Annotated in this window: 16 protein-coding genes; 10 read left to right on the forward strand and 6 right to left on the reverse strand. The window is 70.3% G+C overall.

Annotated features, from left to right (window positions below):
• Positions 1–238 precede the first annotated feature (238 nt).
• From mycP to V6U86_RS12600, 3 genes are all read left to right on the forward strand, one after another.
• Positions 239–1,372: a type VII secretion-associated serine protease mycosin gene (gene mycP, locus V6U86_RS12590; RefSeq protein WP_442934929.1), complete on the forward strand. Its 1,134-nt coding sequence runs from the start codon at positions 239–241 to the stop codon at positions 1,370–1,372.
• A 351-nt stretch (positions 1,373–1,723) separates the two neighbouring features.
• Positions 1,724–2,392, forward strand: a complete 669-nt coding sequence (locus tag V6U86_RS12595) for a Maf family protein (RefSeq protein ID WP_334502348.1) — start codon at positions 1,724–1,726, stop codon at positions 2,390–2,392.
• Positions 2,389–3,042: an O-methyltransferase gene (locus tag V6U86_RS12600; RefSeq protein WP_334502350.1), complete on the forward strand. Its 654-nt coding sequence runs from the start codon at positions 2,389–2,391 to the stop codon at positions 3,040–3,042. Before V6U86_RS12595 ends, V6U86_RS12600 begins: the two co-directional genes overlap by 4 nt.
• An 88-nt stretch (positions 3,043–3,130) precedes the next feature.
• On the opposite strand, the gene V6U86_RS12605 is transcribed toward V6U86_RS12600, so the two are convergent.
• The 3 genes from V6U86_RS12605 to V6U86_RS12615 all read right to left on the reverse strand — a co-directional run bounded on the left by V6U86_RS12605 (position 3,131) and on the right by V6U86_RS12615 (position 5,596).
• Positions 3,131–3,886, reverse strand: a complete 756-nt coding sequence (locus V6U86_RS12605; protein WP_334502352.1) for an ABC transporter permease — start codon at positions 3,884–3,886, stop codon at positions 3,131–3,133.
• 17 nt (positions 3,887–3,903) lie between these two features.
• Complete coding sequence (locus tag V6U86_RS12610; protein ID WP_334502354.1) at positions 3,904–4,863, reverse strand: ATP-binding cassette domain-containing protein; 960 nt, start codon at positions 4,861–4,863, stop codon at positions 3,904–3,906.
• Positions 4,864–4,984: 121 nt separating this feature from the next.
• A complete protein-coding gene (locus V6U86_RS12615) occupies positions 4,985–5,596 on the reverse strand; it encodes a PadR family transcriptional regulator (protein WP_334502851.1) in 612 nt (203 codons plus the stop codon).
• 150 nt (positions 5,597–5,746) lie between these two features.
• Here V6U86_RS12615 and V6U86_RS12620 point away from each other — a divergent pair, with 150 nt between their 5' ends.
• Positions 5,747–7,498 (forward strand): acetyl/propionyl/methylcrotonyl-CoA carboxylase subunit alpha, encoded by a 1,752-nt coding sequence (locus V6U86_RS12620; protein ID WP_334502356.1) that lies wholly within the window; start codon positions 5,747–5,749, stop codon positions 7,496–7,498.
• Between the two features lie 56 nt (positions 7,499–7,554).
• Here V6U86_RS12620 and V6U86_RS12625 read toward each other — a convergent pair whose 3' ends face one another.
• Positions 7,555–8,448, reverse strand: a complete 894-nt coding sequence (locus V6U86_RS12625; protein WP_334502357.1) for a LysR family transcriptional regulator ArgP — start codon at positions 8,446–8,448, stop codon at positions 7,555–7,557.
• Positions 8,449–8,518: 70 nt separating this feature from the next.
• On the opposite strand from V6U86_RS12625, the gene V6U86_RS12630 reads away from it, so the two are divergent.
• Entirely contained in the window at positions 8,519–9,115 is a 597-nt protein-coding gene (locus V6U86_RS12630; RefSeq protein WP_334502359.1) for a LysE/ArgO family amino acid transporter, read from the forward strand.
• Positions 9,116–9,260: 145 nt separating this feature from the next.
• Entirely contained in the window at positions 9,261–10,700 is a 1,440-nt protein-coding gene (locus tag V6U86_RS12635) for a GuaB1 family IMP dehydrogenase-related protein (protein WP_334502361.1), read from the forward strand.
• 121 nt (positions 10,701–10,821) lie between these two features.
• Here V6U86_RS12635 and V6U86_RS12640 read toward each other — a convergent pair whose 3' ends face one another.
• Positions 10,822–11,382, reverse strand: coding sequence for a TetR/AcrR family transcriptional regulator (locus V6U86_RS12640; protein WP_334502363.1), 561 nt, complete (start codon positions 11,380–11,382; stop codon positions 10,822–10,824).
• A gap of 85 nt (positions 11,383–11,467) precedes the next feature.
• Here V6U86_RS12640 and V6U86_RS12645 point away from each other — a divergent pair, with 85 nt between their 5' ends.
• The 4 genes from V6U86_RS12645 (at position 11,468) to V6U86_RS12660 (ending at position 16,251) form a co-directional block, all read left to right on the forward strand.
• Positions 11,468–11,914: a DoxX family protein gene (locus V6U86_RS12645; RefSeq protein ID WP_334502366.1), complete on the forward strand. Its 447-nt coding sequence runs from the start codon at positions 11,468–11,470 to the stop codon at positions 11,912–11,914.
• 25 nt (positions 11,915–11,939) lie between these two features.
• A complete protein-coding gene (locus V6U86_RS12650; RefSeq protein ID WP_334502368.1) occupies positions 11,940–12,422 on the forward strand; it encodes a MarR family winged helix-turn-helix transcriptional regulator in 483 nt (160 codons plus the stop codon).
• Positions 12,416–14,149, forward strand: a complete 1,734-nt coding sequence (locus tag V6U86_RS12655; protein ID WP_334502371.1) for an ABC transporter ATP-binding protein — start codon at positions 12,416–12,418, stop codon at positions 14,147–14,149. Before V6U86_RS12650 ends, V6U86_RS12655 begins: the two co-directional genes overlap by 7 nt.
• Before the next feature lie 188 nt (positions 14,150–14,337).
• Positions 14,338–16,251: an ABC transporter ATP-binding protein gene (locus V6U86_RS12660; RefSeq protein WP_334502854.1), complete on the forward strand. Its 1,914-nt coding sequence runs from the start codon at positions 14,338–14,340 to the stop codon at positions 16,249–16,251.
• A 33-nt stretch (positions 16,252–16,284) separates the two neighbouring features.
• Here V6U86_RS12660 and thrS read toward each other — a convergent pair whose 3' ends face one another.
• On the reverse strand, positions 16,285–17,502 hold the full coding sequence (thrS, locus tag V6U86_RS12665; protein WP_334502373.1) for a threonine--tRNA ligase: 1,218 nt from the start codon (positions 17,500–17,502) through the stop codon (positions 16,285–16,287).
• Positions 17,503–17,898 lie beyond the last annotated feature (396 nt).

A 17,898-nucleotide genomic window follows, 5' to 3' on the forward strand; every position in this document is an offset into this window, starting at 1 on the left:
CTCTCGGTAGCGTCGGCGGCATGTCGCCAATTGGTGGCGCCCCGGGCACTGGAGCCCATTGGCACACGGGTGCCCCACCTACCCGTCCTGGCCGATGGATTCACAGTGGCGGCGACGGCGAGTCCGACCGATGGGACCCGGATCATCCGTGGAGGACCGAGCAAGGAGTCCCACCTGTAGTACTCCCTCCCGACGAGGACGGCCCAATCGACCCGGGCCCCGCTCTCGGCCTTCCTCGGTGAAGTCATACCTCGCCTTCCCCCTCCTGTTGGCATTGAGCCTTCCGGGAGGAATTCCAGAGCCTGCGTTACAAGCACACGTCAACTACACCTGGGCCGAGCAATGGCATCTCAATTTTCTGAGAGTCACCAACGCGCACAAGGTCAGCCAAGGCGATGGGGTCGTTATTGCACTTCCCGATAGTGGCGTAGATCAACATCCGGACCTAAGAGGCAACCTACTTCCGGGCAAGGACGTAATCGCTGGAGGTAGCGGTGATGGATTGGTCGACAAAGACGGTCACGGCACAGGAATGGCCGGCTTAATCGCAGCCCACGGAAACGAAGGTTCAGGCACTCTCGGCATCGCACCAAAAGCCAAGATACTGCCGATATTCTGTTCACCTCCGGGCAAGGACGGCGATTCGGAATCGTTGGGAGCGGCAATAGAGTATGCGATCAGCGCGGGCGCTGATGTTATTAGCATTTCAATCGCCGGCGGGGTTAGCGCCCGCCTGCAACAGGCAGTCAGAATGGCCTTGCAAGCTGACATTGTCGTTGTTGCCGCCGCCGGCAATGCGCCTTGGACACAAATGGTAGGTTATCCCGCACGATACCCGGACGTTATCGCTGTCGGTGGAATCGACCGAGACGGGAAGCGGGCCGCCGTCTCCGTCACTGGGCCGGAAATTGACGTGGTTGCCCCCGCCGTCGACATCTACAGCACGAGCATCGACGGCAAGTACCGCAAAGGCACCGGAACATCTGACGCGACGGCGATCGTGGCGGGTGCGGCCGCGTTGATCAGGTCGAAGTACCCCTACCTGCCGGCCCGAGAGGTCGCGCACAGGCTTACCGCCACCGCCGTCGATAAGGGCCCTCCTGGGCGTGACGACGAGTACGGCTACGGCGTGATCGATCTTGTGGCGGCGCTGACGGCAGACGTACCGCCGCTGGGGTTTGAATCGGTGAGCGCTCCGGCCGGTGCTGGCCCGACCACGACGGCTGCCGCCCAGCCGGGCGACGATGGCGATGGCGCGACCGCCCGTGGCCTGGCCACCCTTGGGTTGATCGTGGCTGCCGGCGTGGGATGGGTCGTGATAGCGCGCCGCCGCCGGCGTGGTGATGATCCGCCGCCCAGAATCAGCCGCTGATCGATCGACGGCGCGCTGATCGACTCGGATTTCTTGATGTCGGGGTGTCCGGGACGCGCGGGGATACCGCGGTTTCCTGAAACGCGAGTGGATCAAGGAATCCCCGTCCGCCGAGCCACCGCGAACGCCGCAACCACCGGACCAACGCGACCACCGAGCCGACGAGACACCACGACCACCGAGCCACCGCAACCACCGCAACCACCGCAACCACCGAGGCGACAAGACCACCGCGACTGCCGCGCACGCCGGGACGCCGGGACCGCCGAGCCCTCGCGACCGCCCGACGCTTGGGCGGGCGCAAAGCGGGGTGTCGGTTTTGGTGGAGGGGTGGGCGGTAACGTCGGGATCGTGTCTGAGACTTTGCCGCTCCGCCTCGTGCTCGCTTCGGCGAGCCCTGCCCGTCGTAAATTGCTCCAGGCTGCTGGCGTTGAGCCGGAGGTGCTGGTCAGCGGAGTGGACGAGTCCCTGGTGGTGGCCGAGAGGGCCGAGGAGTTGTGCCTGGAGTTGGCTCGCCTGAAGGCGCAGGCGGTGTTGACCCGACTGAACGCGACCGCCGATCAGCGGACCTTGGTGATCGGCTGCGACTCGGTGCTCGCCTTCGACGGGGAGATCCTCGGCAAGCCGACGGATGCGGCCGACGCGACCCGGCGGTGGCGGCGGATGCGGGGGCGTAGCGGCGTGCTGCACAGCGGACACAGTCTGATTGATCTTGCCGAGGGGAGGCGCGCGGAGGCGGTCGCGTCGACCACGGTCCACTTCGCTGACGTCAGTGACGACGAGATCGCCGCGTACGTGGCCACGGGCGAGCCGCTGGCAGTGGCGGGCGCGTTCACGATCGACGGGCTGGGTGGGCCGTTCGTGGAGCGGATCGAGGGTGACCCGGGGACGGTGGTCGGGTTGTCGATGCCGCTGCTGCGCCGCCTTCTCGCCGAGTTGGATCTGCGGATCACCGACCTGTGGACGAAGGTCGCGCCGGGCGGCCAATCTGTCGAGCCGCTCGGTAACGTCCGGTCATGACCACCAAGTCGATCCCGCTCACCGACGAGCTGCACGCCTATCTTGTCGCACACGGCTCCCCGCCGGACGAGATCATCCGGGACCTGGCCGAGGAGACCCGGTCGGTGCTGCCGGAGCACGCCACCATGCAGGTGGCGCCGGAGCAGGCCGCGTTCCTGACGTTTCTCACCCGGCTGCTCGACGTGCGGCAGGCCGTCGAGGTCGGCACGTTCACCGGGCTCTCGTCGCTGGCGATCGCCCGCGGGTTGCCGGCGGGTGGGCGACTGACCTGTTTCGACATATCGGAGGAGTTCACCGACATCGCCCGCCGCTACTGGGCGCGGGCCGGCGTGCAGGATCTGATCGACCTGCGCATCGGCCCCGCCGCTGACGGGCTGCGGGAGTTGCCGCACGAGCGGCACCTGGACTTCGCGTTCATCGACGCGGACAAGACCGGCTACCCGATCTACTGGGCGGAGCTGGTGCCTCGGATGCGTCCGGGTGGGGTGATCGCCGTCGACAACGTGCTGCGTGGTGGGCGGGTCATCGCTCCCCAGGATGCCGGGGACCGGGCCATCGCCGCGTTCAACGACGAGGTCATCGCCGACGTACGGGTCGACCCGGTGATGCTGCCGATCGCGGACGGCCTCACCCTCGCCCGGGTCCGCTGACCGCCGACAATCGCTGACCGCCGAACACGGATATTGGGGTGCCCCCACCGGGGGACACCCCAATATTAAGGAACAGCGAGAGCCAGCGTCAGCGGACGCTGCGGGCGAACTGGCGGGCGGCCCAGTAGACGCCCAGCGCGGCGAGGACCGCGGTGATGCCGAGGCCCTGCCAGACCTTGTCGCTGCCCAGGTCACCGGCGAACAGCGCCCGGGTGCCGTCGACCGCCCAGGAGAACGGGTTCCAGTTGGCGATGCCCTGCAACCAGCCGGGTGCGAAGGTCAGCGGCAGCAGGATGCCGGAGAGCAGCAGCACCGGCTGCGCCACGGTGTTCATCAGCGGAGCCAGCGCGTCCTCGCTCTTGACCTTGAGGGCGACACCGTAGGAGACGGCCGAGGTCATGAGGGCGATCAGGGCGAGCATCAGGTACGCCAGCAGCAGGTCCCCGATGAACACCCGCAGGTCGAACAGGAGCGCGAGCAGCGTGATGATGACCGCCTGCACGATGAGGGAAACCACGTCGCGCAGCGAGCGGCCGAGCAGCAGGGCGAGCCGGCTGATCGGGGTGACCCGGGAGCGTTCGATGACGCCGGCTCGCAGCTCGGCGATCAGGCCGAAGCCCTGGAACAGGCCACCGAAGATGGCCAGCAGCACCAGCAGACCCGGTACGAAGATCTTGTAGGCGGCGGCCTGGGTGGGCGCGTTCAGTGCGGGCTTGAGCAGCGGGGCGAAGAGCAGCAGGTACATGACCGGCTGGAACACGCCGACGAAGACCCAGACCGGGTTGCGCAGCAGGAGTTGGGTTTGGCGCTGAAAGATCAGCCACGTGTCACGGGCGAATTTCATGAGAGTCGTCTCCGGGGTCAGGACTCGCGCAGCGAGCGGCCGGTCTTGGTGAGGAAGACGTCGTCCAGGCTGGGTCGGTGCAGCTCGATCGAGCGCAGCTCCAGCCCGGCGTGGTCGAGTCGGCGCAGCACCTGCGGAATGGCTGTGGCGCCCTCGTCGACGTAGAGGCGCAGGCCGCCCTCGTCGACGGTCTCCAGCTTGTTGACGAACGGTTCGCCGTCGAGCGCCTTGGCGGCTTGCGGGGTGGCGGCCAGGTCGAGACCGACCAGCACCACGTCGCCGGAGATCTCCCGCTTGAGCTCGGCTGGCGTGCCCTCGGCCACCACCTCGCCGTTGTCCATGATCGCGATCCGGTCGCAGAGCGCGTCGGCCTCGTCCAGGTAGTGCGTCGTGATGAAGACGGTCATCCCGTCGCTGCGGAGCCGCCGGATTTCGTCCCACATGTGGGCGCGGCTCTGCGGGTCGAGGCCGGTGGTCGGCTCGTCCAGGAAGACGATCTTCGGCTCGTGGATGATGCCGAGGGCGATCTCCACCCGGCGACGCTGGCCGCCGGAGTAGGTCTTGCACTTGCGGTCGGCGTACTCGGTGAGCTGGAAGGCGTCCAGGGCGCGGGCGGCGCGGAGTTGCGCGTCGGCCTTGCTGATGCCGTACATCCGGGCGTGCAGCACCAGCTCCTCGCGGGCGGTGGACTCGTCCCAGGTGCTGCCGCCCTGCGGGACGTACCCGATGCGGCGGCGCACCTCGGCCGGGTCCTTGCGCAGGTCGGCGCCGGCGATTGTGGCGTCGCCGCCGTCCGGCTCGATCAGCGTGGCGAGCATCCGCAGCGTGGTGGTCTTGCCGGCGCCGTTCGGGCCGAGGAAGCCAAAGATCTCGCCCCTGGCAACGTCGAGGTCGACGCCCCGCACGGCGTCCACCGTCTTCGTCTCTCGACCCGCGCGGGAGCGGAACGACTTCCGCAGCCCCCTGGTCTCGATCATTTCTGCTCCTGGTCGTTCGGGCCGGTCGGGCCGGCCGTCGAGTGGGACGACGCCGGACGGCGCACTCCCCCGCTGTGCCACCAGCAGGCTAACGCGATATAGCTTTTTTAGTCAACGTTGATTATTCCGCGCCGGTGTCGGGCGACTCCAGGCCGTCCCTCCACCCGGACCAACCCTGCGCTTCATCCAGTTCAGCGGGCAGGTACGACACTCCGGAATCGATCCGCTCCGCAATTCGCTCGCACCAGTTCATCTCCGCCTCGGCCCGCGCCGACCACAGCTCGAACATCCAGCCGACGTGCGCCGGCTTGCGGTTGCGCACCCAGTCCGACTCGAGCGAGGCGCGCATCGACTCCACACCGGCGCGCAGCAGATTGGCCCGGTTACGCAGGGCGGCGGCCGCCTCGGCGCGCGGCATGGCCGGCAGGAAGGAGAAGGCCGCCACGAACGGGTCGGCGGGCTCGCTGATGTTCCACCAGAGGTTGCGCAGCAGCGTCTCGAACTCGTCCTCTCCCTTGGCGGTCACCTCGTACGTGGTGCGCGCCGGACGCGCGCCGACCTGCTCGGTCGCGACGGCACGGAGCAGCCCTTCCTCGGTGAGCTTGCGCAGGGCGTGATAGATAGATCCGGGTTGCACGTTCGCCCACTTGTCGGCGCTCCAGCTCAGCAGCTCGCGGCGCACGTCGTAGCCGTGCACGGGCTGCATCCACCGCACCAGACCGAGAATCATCATTCGAGTCGAAGACACCCGATAAGCGTAATAGCCAAGTTTGACTAAACCGTGGCAGGTGCAGTGCGGCATCCCACACTGAGCGATCGTTAGGGCCACCGTGGGCGGCCGATACACTCCCCGTCAGTAACCTGCCCGGGAGGAGCCACGAAGGTGCGCAAGGTACTCATCGCCAACCGCGGCGAGATCGCCGTCCGGGTGATCCGCGCGTGCCGCGACGCCGGCCTGGGCAGCGTCGCCGTGTACGCGGACTCCGACCGCGACGCCCTGCACGCCACCCTCGCGGACGAGGCGTACGCGCTCGGCGGGGACAGCGCGACCGAGACCTACCTGCGCATCGACAAGCTGCTCGACGTCGCCGCCCGGGCCGGCGCCGACGCCGTACACCCGGGTTATGGCTTCCTCAGTGAGAACGCCGACTTCGCCCAGGCCGTCATCGACGCCGGGCTGACCTGGATCGGCCCGACCCCCCAGGCCATCCGCGACCTGGGCGACAAGGTCACCGCCCGACACATCGCCCAGCGGGCCGGCGCGCCGCTGGTCCCGGGCACCCCGGACCCGGTGGGCAGCCCGGACGAGGTGATGGCGTTCGCGGTCGACCACGGCCTGCCGGTGGCCATCAAGGCCGCCTTCGGTGGCGGTGGGCGCGGCCTCAAGGTCGCCCGCACGATGGAGGAGATCCCCCAGCTCTTCGAGTCGGCCACCCGGGAGGCGGTCGCGGCGTTCGGTCGCGGCGAGTGCTTCGTCGAGCGGTACCTCGACCAACCCCGGCACGTCGAGGCGCAGGTCCTCGCCGACCAGCACGGCAACGTGATCGTGGTGGGCACCCGGGACTGCTCGTTGCAGCGACGCCACCAGAAGCTCGTCGAGGAGGCGCCCGCGCCGTTCCTCACCGACGCCCAGCGCGCGCAGATCCACGAGAGCGCCAAGGCGATCTGCCGCGAAGCCGGCTACCACGGCGCCGGCACTGTGGAATACCTGGTCGGTGTCGACGGCACCATCTCCTTCCTGGAGGTCAACACCCGACTTCAGGTCGAGCACCCGGTCACCGAGGAGACCGCCGGCATCGACCTGGTGCGCGAGCAGTTCCGGATCGCCGACGGCGAGAAGCTGCGGATCACCGAGGACCCGACGCCGCGCGGGCACGCGATCGAGTTCCGGATCAACGGCGAGGACCCGGGCCGCAACTTCCTGCCGGCCCCCGGCACTGTCACCGCGCTGCGTCTGCCCAGCGGGCCGGGTGTGCGGGTCGACACCGGCATCTCGGCCGGCGACGTGATCGGCGGCAACTTCGACTCACTGCTCGCCAAGGTGATCATCACGGGTGAGACGCGGACCGAGGCGCTGGAACGCGCCCGCCGCGCGCTCGACGAGATGGTCCTCGACGGGATGGCCACCGCACTGCCGTTCCATCGGCTCGTGGTGCGGGACGAGGCGTTCACAGCTGAGCCGTTCACCGTGCACACCCGGTGGATCGAGACGGAGTTCCACAACACCGTGCCGCCGTTCACCGCCGCCGCCGGCGCCGCCGAAGCGCCGGCCGAGCGCGACACCGTCGTGGTCGAGGTGGGCGGCAAGCGCCTGGAGGTCAGCCTCCCCGCCGGCTTCGGCGGGAGTACGACCACCGCGGCACCCGCCTCCCGCAAGCCGACCCGGCGCGGCGGCGGCGCCAAGGCCGGTGCCCCGGTCGGCGGCGACACGCTCACCTCGCCGATGCAGGGCACCATCGTCAAGATCGCGGTGGCTGACGGCGACACCGTGGCCGAGGGTGACCTGGTCGTGGTGTTGGAGGCGATGAAGATGGAGCAGCCGCTGCACGCGCACAAGGCGGGCACGGTCAGCGGTCTCAGCGCCGAGGTCGGTGCCGTGATCACCGCTGGCGCCCCCATCTGCACCATCGCCTGAGCACCGGCGGGCAGTCTGTGCCGGACCGGCGGGCAGTCTGAGCCGGCCGGCGGCAGTCAGCGGAGGGTTTCGGCGGCGACCGCGCGGACGGCGGCGGTCAGGGCGTTCAGCAGATCGGACTCCAGCCGCCAGTGCTGCCAGTAGAGCGGGACGTCCAGGTGTCGGCCCGGCGCGAGGTCGACACAGCGGCCGGCGGCGAGGTCGGCCTGAGCGATCTGTTCCGGCACCAGACTCCAACCCAGCCCGAGCCGGATCGTCTCGCTCAACGCCGGCACCGACGGCACGTAGTGCACCGGCGGGTCCAGCGGCCGCCCGGCCACCGACCGGATGAAGCGGTGCTGCACCCGGTCCTTCCGGTCGAAGAGCACCAACGGCGTGCTGGCCAGCGCGGGGGCGGTCAATCCGCCGGCGAAGTGGGACGCCGCGAATTCCGGCGTCGCCAACGCGTGGTAGCGCATGGCTCCGAGCCGCAGCACCCGGCAGCCCTGCACGGCCTCCCGTTGGGCGGTGACCGCCGCCGTCACCGAGCCGTCGCGGAGCAGCGCGGCGGTGTGGTCCTGATCGTCCTGCCGCAGGTCGAACGAGAGGCCGGCCCGCTGTGGCAACCGGGCCAGCGCGGCGGGAAACCAGGTGGCCAGTGAGTCGGCGTTGACCACCACGGCGACCCGGATCCGGCCGCCGCCGCCGAGCGGGCCGCGGGCCTCGGCCAGCGCCTCCCGTTCGAGCAGCGTGAGCTGGCCGGCCAGGCGCAGCAAAGGGCGACCGGCGTCGGTTGCCACACACGGCCGGGCGCGGCGGACCAGCACCTGACCGACGGTCTCCTCCAGCGCCTTGATCCGTTGGCTCACCGCCGACGGGGTGACGTGCAGCAGTCGGGCCGCCGCGTCGAAGCTGCCCTCCGCCACCACCGCCGCGAGCGTCCGCAGCTGCGCCGAGTCGAGATCATGCATCAGCAAAGCTTAAGTTGCGTCAAAATCTTTAGTTGGACTGGTGGCTTTCGACGGCTCTAGCGTCGAGCCCGTGCTCACCTCCGCCGTCGCCGGCTTCTCGATCTCCATCTCGCTCATCGTCGCCATCGGCGCCCAGAACGCCTTCGTCCTGCGCCAGGGGCTGCGCCGCGAGCACGTCGTACCCGTGGTGCTGACCTGCGCCGCGTCGGACGCGGTGCTGATCATGGCGGGGGTGGCCGGGGTCGGTTCGCTGGTTACCGGCCGACCGGGCCTCCTGACGGCGATCCGCTTTGGCGGTGCCGCCTTCCTGCTCTGCTACGCGGGGCTCGCCGCCCGCCGCGCCCTGCGACCCGGCGCCCTGTTGCCCACCGAGCGGCCGCCGGCCACGTTGGGGGCGACCCTGCTCGCCTGCGCCGCCTTCACCTACCTGAACCCCCACGTCTACCTGGACACCGTGCTGCTCCTCGGCGGCGTGGCCCAACAACACCCACACCGGTGGGTCTTCGGTGCCGGCGCCGTGCTCGCCAGTGTGGTCTGGTTCACCGCGCTCGGCGTCGGCGCGCGGCGCCTCGCACCGCTGCTCGCCCGTGCCGTCGCCTGGCGGGTGCTGGACGCGGTCATCGCCGTCGTGATGGCCGGGCTCGCCGTGGCGCTCCTGGTGAGCTGACCGGTTGGCTCCCGGCCGGGCTGTCCGTGGTTCTGGCTTGCCCGGCGGGCACCGACGACGCCACCGGGACCAGCGCCGACGGCGGTGCGAGTGTTTTCCGCGACCACCGGCGGTGGAAATGACTGGCAGCGGGAATGATTGCCGGGTGCGGTTCCTTCACGGCGCGGTCCCCGCGCACGACCTGACCTATACCGACGTCTTCATGGCGCCGGCCCGCTCCGACCTGGGTTCCCGGCTCGACGTCGACCTCTCCACCGGCGACGGGACCGGCACCACCATCCCGCTTGTGGTGTCGAACATGACCGCGGTCGCCGGACGACGGATGGCGGAGACGGTCGCCCGCCGGGGCGCCATCGCGGTGATCCCGCAGGACATTCCGATCGAGGTGGTGGCGAATGTCGTCGCCTGGGTCAAACAGCGCCACCTGGTCTACGACACGCCGATCACGCTGGGCCCGACCGACACCGTGGGCGACGCCATCCACCTTCTGCCCAAGCGCTCGCACGGCGCGGTGATCGTGGTCGACGACGCCGGCCGGCCGATGGGCGTGGTCACCGAGGCGGACACCACGGGCGTGGACCGGTTCGCTCAGCTGCGGCATGTGATGTCCACCGAGCTGCACACCGTCCCGGCAGACGCGGATCCGCGTACCGGTTTCGATCTGCTCTCGGCAGGCCGTCGCCGACTCGCCCCGGTGGTGGACACCGAGGGCCGACTGGTCGGCGTGCTGACTCGACAGGGCGCGTTGCGGGCCACCCTCTACACGCCGGCCGTGGACGACCGCGGCCGGCTTCGGATCGCGGCGGCGGTCGGGATCAACGGTGACGTGACCGGCAAGGCCTCTGCGCTGCTGGAGGCGGGGGTGGACACGTTGGTCGTGGACACCGCGCACGGCCACCAGGCACGGATGATCTCCGCACTCCAGGCGGTCCGCAAGCTGGACCCGGGGGTGCCGGTGGCGGCCGGCAACGTGGTCACCGCCGAAGGCGTACGCGACCTGGTGGAGGCGGGTGCGGACATCATCAAGGTCGGCGTCGGCCCCGGCGCGATGTGCACCACCCGGATGATGACCGGCGTCGGCCGGCCGCAGTTCTCGGCGGTCCTCGACTGCGCGGCCGCCGCCCGCCAACTGGGCCGGCACGTGTGGGCCGACGGCGGGGTGCGGCACCCCCGGGACGTGGCGCTCGCGCTCGCCGCCGGCGCGTCGAACGTCATGATCGGCTCCTGGTTCGCCGGCACCTACGAGTCCCCCGGTGACCTGTACACCGACGCGGACGGTCGGCGGTACAAGGAGAGTTTCGGGATGGCCTCGGCTCGGGCGGTCAGCGCCCGAACCGCCGACGACAGCCCGTACGACCGGGCCCGTAAGGCGGTCTTCGAGGAGGGCATCTCCTCGGCCCGAATGCACCTGGACCCAGCCCGTCCCGGCGTCGAGGACCTGATCGACGAGATCATCGCGGGCGTACGTAGCGCCTTCACCTACGCCGGTGCCCGGGACCTGACCCAGTTCCACGAGCGGGCGATCGTCGGCGTACAGAGCGCCGCCGGCTTCACCGAAGGAATGCCCCTCCCGACAAGCTGGTAACCCGCCCCCGCCCACTCTGGTTGATCATGAAGTTATTGCCTCCCGCACCGGCGTGTCGTGGCAATAACTTCATGATCAACGGAGGAGAGGCGGGGGGCAGGGGGCAGGGGCGGGGTGGGGTTTAGGTTGTCAGGCGGCGCAGGACTGCGCGGGCTGCTTCGCGGGGGTCGTCGCCAACCCGGTCGGGTAGTGCGCCGGCCAGCCAGAGGGTGGCGAAGCCGTGCGCGATCGACCAGGCTGCGAGCGCGTGCCGGTCGGTGTCGGCGGGTGCGCCACCGGTGGACCGAGCCGCCACCCCGGAGCGGAGTGCGGCACCGGCCCGACCTCGGGCGGCGATCAGCTCGGCGTCGTCGGCCCGGTAGAGCTCCGGCCGGAACATCACCTCGAAGTACGCGCGGCGCGTGACGGCGAAGTCGACGTAGGCGACGCCGGCCTCCAGCAGGTCGCCATCCGCCTCGGTCAACGCCTGGGTCAGCAGGTCGAACCCCTGGGCTGCGAGCGCGGTGAGCAGACCCGCCTTGTCGCCGAAGTGGTGGGCGGGCGCGGCGTGCGAGACGCCGGCCCGACGAGCCAGGTCGCGCAGGCTCAGCGCGGCGGGCCCGACCTCCTCAACGGCCTCCAGCGCCGCGGCGAGCAGGGCGCGGCGCAGATCGCCATGGTGGTAGGTCCGCGTATCGGTCATGCCCGAACCCTATCTTGCCATTGACAAGATGCCACCATGGAGGGCAATCTTGCCACTGACAAGTTTCCCCCTGAGGAGGATCCCGATGGCACCCCTGATCGCCTTGATCGTCGGCACCGCACTCGCCCGGATCGCCGGCCTGGCCGGCATCACCGCACTGGACGGCTGGATTTCCGCGCTGCGCGTCGGGCTGGCCGTGATGTTCACGCTGACCGCTGTCGCGCACTTCGCCGGTCGACGCCGCGCCGGATTGATCGCGATGGTCCCGCCCCGACTGCCCCGGCCGGACCTGCTGGTCACCGTCACCGGCGTGCTGGAGCTGGTCGGCGCGATCGGCCTGCTGCTGCCGGCGACCGCCCGGGTGGCGGCGGCCGGACTCGGCCTGCTCATGCTCGCCATGTTCCCGGCCAATGTCTCGGCCGCCCGTCGCCGGCTGGCCCTCGGCGGCCGGCCGGTCACCCCGCTCGGGCAGCGCACCGCCCTGCAGATCGTGTTCGTGGCCGCCGCCACGGCAATTTCGTTTGGTGCCTGACTATCAGGGGGCTAATCTGCCTGTCGTGGAACTCGTGACCCTCCAGGACGTGCCGCTCGGCCGACTCCTGGTGGTGGCCGGGCACCTCGTCGGGCAGCGGTGGAACCGCTATCTCGCCGAAGAGCACGGCCTCACCCAGGCCGGCATGATCACCCTGATGACGCTCGCCCGACACGGCGAGCTGCCCCACCGGAAGGTCGCCGAGAAGGGGTTCGTCCGCCCGGCGACGCTGACCGGCATCGTCGACACGCTCGAGCGCGACGGTCTGGTCGAACGGCAGCGCGACGACAGCGACCGGCGCAGCATCCGACTCGCCATCACCCCCGCCGGGCGGGAGCGGGTGGCCGCGCTCGACGCACTCATGCACTCCGGACGGCCACTCACCTCGGTCGACGCCGACCCGGCGAAGGCCAAGGTGATCCGGGAGTTCCTGCTTGAGGTCATCGGCAGCGGAGACGACCCGCGGATGACCGGACGCCCTACCGAAACGAAGGACCCGGCGTGCTGATCCGACTCCTGCGCGGCCAACTGCGCACCTATCAGAGACCGTTGCTGGCGGTCGTGCTGCTCCAGTTCGTGGGCACCATGGCCTCGCTCTACCTACCCAGCCTCAATGCGGACATCATCGACCGGGGCGTGGCCCGGGGCGACACCGACTACATCGTGCACACCGGCGGCTGGATGCTGCTGGTCAGCCTGGTCCAGATCGTCTGTTCGATCGCCGCCGTCTACCTGGGCGCCCGGGTCGCGATGGGCTTCGGCCGGGACGTACGCGCCGAACTGTTCGGACACGTCAACCGCTTCTCGGCCCGCGAGGTGGCCCGGTTCGGGGCGCCGTCGCTGATCACCCGCAACACCAACGACGTGCAGCAGGTGCAGATGCTCGTGCTGATGAGCTGCACGATGCTGGTCGCCGCACCGATCATGAGCGTCGGCGGGGTGTTCATGGCACTGCGCGAGGACGTCGGGCTCTCCTGGTTGATGCTGGTCAGCGTGCCGGTGCTGGCCATCGCCCTCGGCGCGATCATCCGCCGGATGGTGCCGGGCTTCCGGCTGATGCAGACCCGCATCGACACCGTCAACCGGGTGCTGCGGGAGCAGATCACCGGCATCCGGGTGGTCCGCGCGTTCGTCCGCGAGCCGTACGAGACGGACCGTTTCGCCGTCGCCAACGCCGACCTGACCGCCACCGCGCTGCGTACCGGTCGGTTGCTGGCGTTGATCTTCCCGGTGGTCATGCTGGTGCTGAACGTCTCCAGCGTGGCGGTGCTCTGGTTCGGCGCGCAGCGGGTGGACGCCGGTGCGATCCAGGTCGGCGCGCTCACCGCGTTCCTGCAGTACCTGATGCAGATCCTGATGGCGGTCATGATGGCCACCTTCATGCTGATGATGGTGCCGCGGGCGGCGGTCTGTGCCGAGCGGATCGTCGAGGTGCTGGACACCGACTCCTCGGTGGTCCCGGCCAGCGCGCCGGTCACCGAGCTGCCCACCCGGGCCGAGCTGGAGCTGCGCGGGGTGCGCTTCCAGTACCCGGGCGCGGTGGAGCCGGTGCTGCGCGACATCTCCTTCCGGGCGACACCGGGCACCACCACGGCGATCATCGGCAGCACCGGCGCGGGCAAGACGACCCTGCTGTCGCTGATTCCCCGCCTGGTCGACGTCAGCGCCGGCGCGGTGCTGGTCGACGGGGTGGACGTACGGGAGTTGGCGCCGGACGAGCTGTGGCGACGTATCGGCCTGGTGCCGCAACGGCCGTACCTGTTCACCGGGACGGTCGCCAGCAACCTGCGCTACGGCAACCCGGACGCCACCGACGAGGAGCTGTGGACCGCACTGGAGATCGCCCAGGCCCGGGACTTCGTGGCCCAGATGCCCGGCGGGCTGGACGCCCCGATCGCGCAGGGCGGCACCACCGTCTCGGGTGGGCAGCGGCAGCGCCTGGCCATCGCGAGAGCCCTGGTCCGGCAGCCGGAGATCTACCTCTTCGACGACTCGTTCTCCGCGCTCGACCTGGGCACCGACGCCCGCCTGCGAGCGGCACTGCGGCCGGTCACCGCGCAGTCGGCGGTGGTGATCGTTGCCCAGCGGGTGTCCACGATCATCGACGCCGACCAGATCATCGTTCTGGAGAACGGAGGGGTCGTCGGAGTGGGACGACACGCCCAGTTGTTGGAAACCTGCCCGACGTACGCCGAGATCGTGGCCTCGCAGCAGACGACGGAGGTGGCGGCATGAGCGAGCGTGACGAGCCGCGCGGCGCGGCCGTACCCAGTCAGAAGCCGGCCGCCGACGGACGGACGCCGGATGAGACCGTGCGGCAACCCGGCGGGGAAACCGCGCCGGGGACCGGCAGCGGCGCGGCGACGCCGAAGCGGCTCCCACCCGGCCGGCAGGGCGGTGGCCCGCCGTGGATGGGCGCCGGGATGCCCGCCGAGAAGTCGATGAACTTCGGGCCGTCGGCCCGCCGTTTGCTCGGCCGGCTGCGCTCGCACCGGCTGCACCTGGCCGCGATCATCACGTTGGCCGTGGTGAGCGTCGGGTTCAGCGTGGCCGGGCCGAAGATCCTCGGCCACGCCACCGACCTGATCTTCAGTGGGGTGATCGGCCGCCAACTGCCCGCCGGCACCACCGCCGAGCAGGCCGTCGCGGCGGCCCGGGCCAGCGGCAACAACAGCTTCGCCGACATGCTGGCCCGGATGGACGTGGTGCCCGGGGTGGGCATCGACTTCACCGCCCTGAGTCGGGTGCTGCTGCTGGCGCTCGGGCTCTACCTGGCGGCGAGCCTGCTGTCCTGGTGGCAGGGCTGGCTGCTCAACGGGGTGGTCCAGCGCACCGTGCTGCGGCTGCGCGCCGAGGTGGAGGAGAAGCTCAACCGGCTGCCGCTGCCCTACTTCGACCGGCAACCGCGCGGAGAGTTGCTCAGCCGGGTCACCAACGACATCGACAACATCTCCACCAGCCTCCAGCAGACCCTCAGCCAGCTGCTCACCTCGCTGCTGACCGTCATCGGGGTGCTGGCCGTGATGTTCTGGATCTCGCCGGTGCTGGCCCTGGTGGCCCTGGTCGCGGTGCCGTTGTCGGTGCTGGTCACCCAGCGCATCGCCAAGCGCTCGCAGAAGCAGTTCATCGCCCAGTGGACGCACACCGGTGAGTTGAACGGCCAGATCGAAGAGGCGTACACCGGTCACGAGCTGGTGAAGGTCTTCGGCCGGCAGCGTGAGGTCGAGGCCGCGTTCCACGCGAAGAACGAGGAGCTGTTCCGGGCCAGCTTCGGGGCGCAGTTCATCTCCGGGATCATCATGCCGTCGATGATGTTCATCGGAAACCTGAGCTACGTGGCGATCGCCGTGGTCGGTGGCCTACGGGTCGCCTCCGGCACGATGAGCCTCGGCGACGTGCAGGCGTTCATCCAGTACTCCCGCCAGTTCACCCAGCCGCTCACCCAACTCGCCTCGATGGCCAACCTGCTCCAGTCCGGGGTGGCGTCGGCCGAGCGGGTCTTCGCGGTACTCGACGCGGACGAGCAGACCCCCGACCCGGTCGAACCGGCCCGGGTCACGGACCCGCACGGCCGGGTCGAGTTCGAGCACGTCTCGTTCCGCTACGAGCCGGACAAGCCGCTCATCGACGACCTGTCGCTGGTCGCCGAGCCCGGGCACACCGTGGCCATCGTCGGCCCGACCGGCGCCGGCAAGACCACACTGGTCAACCTGGTGATGCGGTTCTACGAGCTGGACGCCGGCCGGATCACGCTCGACGGGGTGGACATCACGACGATGCGCCGCGACGACCTGCGCGGCCGGATCGGCATGGTGCTGCAGGACACCTGGCTGTTCGGCGGCACCATCCGGGACAACATCGCCTACGGGCGGCCGGACGCGACCGAGGAGGAGATCCTCGCCGCGGCCCGGGCCACCTTCGTGGACCGGTTCGTGCGCAGCCTGCCCGACGGCTACGACACCGTCATCGACGAGGAGGGCAGCAACGTCAGCGCCGGCGAGAAGCAGCTCATCACCATCGCCCGGGCGTTCCTCGCCGAGCCGTCCCTGCTGATCCTCGACGAGGCCACCAGCTCGGTGGACACCCGCACCGAGGTGCTGCTGCAGCGGGCGATGGCCGCGCTGCGCTCGGACCGGACCAGCTTCGTCATCGCGCACCGGCTCTCCACCATCCGCGACGCCGACCTGATCCTGATGATGGAGAACGGTCGAATCGTCGAGCAGGGCACCCACGAGCAGTTGCTCGCCGCCCAGGGCGCGTACCACCGGCTCTACCGCTCACAGTTCACCGGCGCGGTGGTCGACGAGGAGCCGGCCGCCCAACCGGCGTCGGTCTAGAGCATGTGGCAGCGCCCCGGGACGGCGGGCCGGTCAGTCCTCCGGCAGGAGGTCTGCCGCGCGAGCGGCGACCTGCCCGCCGATCAGGGCGAGCGCGGCGTCGACGGGCATCGGGGCCAGGGCGTGGCCGCCGCGCAGACGCAGCGCGAGGTGCCCGTCGGCCGCCTCCCGGGCACCCAACACCCCGAGGTACGGGACGCGGCGGCGGGCCGCGTCCCGGACCCGGGCGCCCAGCGAGCCGGCGGCGTCGACCTCGACCCGCAGGCCTGCGTCGCCCGCCCGTCGGGCCAGGTCGGCCGCCGCGTCGGCCTGGCCGTCGTCGACCGGCAGCAGCACCAACTGGACGGGCGCGTACCAGGCCGGGAACGCCCCCTCGTGCACCTCGATGAGGTACGCGAACAGCCGCTCCATGCTGCCGACCAGGCTGCGGTGCACCATGACGGGGCGACGCCGGCTGCCGTCCGAGTCGGTGTACGACAGGTCGAACCGTTCCGGCTTGTCGAAGTCCACCTGGATGGTGGAGATGGTCGACTCCCGGCCAGCGGCGTCGACGATCTGAATGTCGATCTTCGGGCCGTAGAAGGCGGCCTCCCCCGGTGCCTCGACGTACTCCACCCCGGCCAGCGCCTCCCGGAGCAACTCCTCGGCGCGGGCCCACTGCGCGTCGTCGCCGACGTACTTCTCGCCCGGGCCGCGCAGCGACAGCCGGAACCCGGCCGGCCGGACGCCGAGCGCGGCGTGCGCGGCACGGATCAGCCCGAGGATCTCGACGACCTCCGCGCCGACCTGCTCGGGGGCACAGAAGGTGTGCGCGTCGTTGAGCGAGATGGCGCGCACCCGGGACAGCCCGCCGAGCACCCCGGAGCGCTCCGAGCGGTACATCCCGCCCAGCTCAGCGATCCGCAACGGCAGCTCCCGGTAGGAACGGCCCCGCGCCCGGAAGACCAACGCGTGGTGCGGGCAGAGCGCCGGCCGGAGCACGAACTCGTCGTCGGCACTGAGCCGCATCGGCGGGAACATGTCGTCGGCGAAGTAGCCGAGGTGACCGGAGAATTCGAAGAGTTCCCGCTTGCCCAGCGGCGGCGAGTAGACGTGCTGGTGGCCGGAGCGGCGCTCCAACTCCCGGACGTACTCCTCGACGGCGTGCCGGGCGGCGGCGCCGGCCGGCAGCCAGATCGGCAGGCCGGCGCCGGCCAGCGGATCGGAGACGAAGAGGTCCAACTCGCGGCCGAGCCTACGGTGGTCGATCATGTCGGGCTCCTGGATCGGGTACGACCCGGAGGCGATCTGGGCTCCGAACGGCGCGCGGCCCTCGGGGGCGGATCGCCCCGGGGCCTGGTCGACGGTGGTTACGTCAGAGCGGCGCGCCGGGGATACCCGGCGTCGTGGTCCTCGCTACCGCGCTGCGCATCTGGCGACCGTACCCGCGCGACGATCGGGGGCGCACCCGAAATTACGACTGAGGGGTGGGCCGCCGGCGCGGGACCCGCCGGCGGCCCTGGCGGCCGAATCGTCAGGAACGGGGGACCCGACGGGCGTGGCCGCGCCGACAACGGTACGCCGACGAACGCCGATCCGCCGCCCGCCTCGAACGGGTGGACCCAGCCCTCGAACCCGTCACCCGGCAACGACCAGTCTCGTTGTAGC

Source organism: Micromonospora sp. CPCC 205558 (genome assembly GCF_036902955.1).
Taxonomy (GTDB): Bacteria; Actinomycetota; Actinomycetes; order Mycobacteriales; family Micromonosporaceae; genus Micromonospora.